The organism is Halomonas sp. ATBC28, assembly GCF_005937175.1.
GTDB lineage: Bacteria > Pseudomonadota > Gammaproteobacteria > Pseudomonadales > Halomonadaceae > Vreelandella > Vreelandella titanicae.
In genome coordinates this window covers 1-431 of the sequence record NZ_VCQL01000128.1, presented here as the reverse complement: position 1 = coordinate 431, position 431 = coordinate 1, and the positions used below count along the sequence as shown (strand labels likewise).

The window sequence follows — 431 nt, the reverse complement described above, 5'->3', positions numbered from 1 at the left end:
GTGCGAGGCCGTTGCCCCAGGCGCTGATCTGTGCTGCTGAGGTGCTCATGTGTAATCTCCAATTGTTGATGCGCCCAAGGTCCATTAGGTCGCCATCGCACATGGCAGGCTGAACCCAGGTTTTCGCGTTGCGGATTGACCCCCCCTCACGTGGGCCGACACCAGGGGAGTAGCTTCGCAATGTTGCGAGCATCGTCCAGGCCGGTGATGCGACCCTTCAAGCGCCATACCGACCATCTGCAAAGCTCTGGCCATGCCCACCTCTTTGATTTTCCGGGCCTTGGCGAACTGGCGCTTGAGGTTCACATGCTCAAAGCCGGGAAGAGGGTGTGACACACCGTGGCGCTCGCAATCCTTGATCAGCTGCTTGGCATCGAATTGCCCCCAGCTGCCCCACGTCATGACCAAGTCGGATTGGTGTCGTTGAGCGA

The 431-nt window shown here is 59.4% G+C and carries 1 protein-coding gene; it reads left to right on the top strand.

All coding sequences use genetic code 11. The features are described from left to right. Positions 1-180 precede the first annotated feature (180 nt). Complete coding sequence (locus tag E0L35_RS26415) at positions 181-333, top strand: hypothetical protein (protein ID WP_171051243.1); 153 nt, start codon at positions 181-183, stop codon at positions 331-333. Positions 334-431: the final 98 nt, after the last annotated feature.

What these genes read in the sequence shown, in the direction of transcription:
- E0L35_RS26415 (WP_171051243.1), top strand. Translation starts at nt 181, where the DNA reads ATGTTGCGAGCATCGTCCAGGCCGGTGATGCGACCCTTCAAGCGCCAT.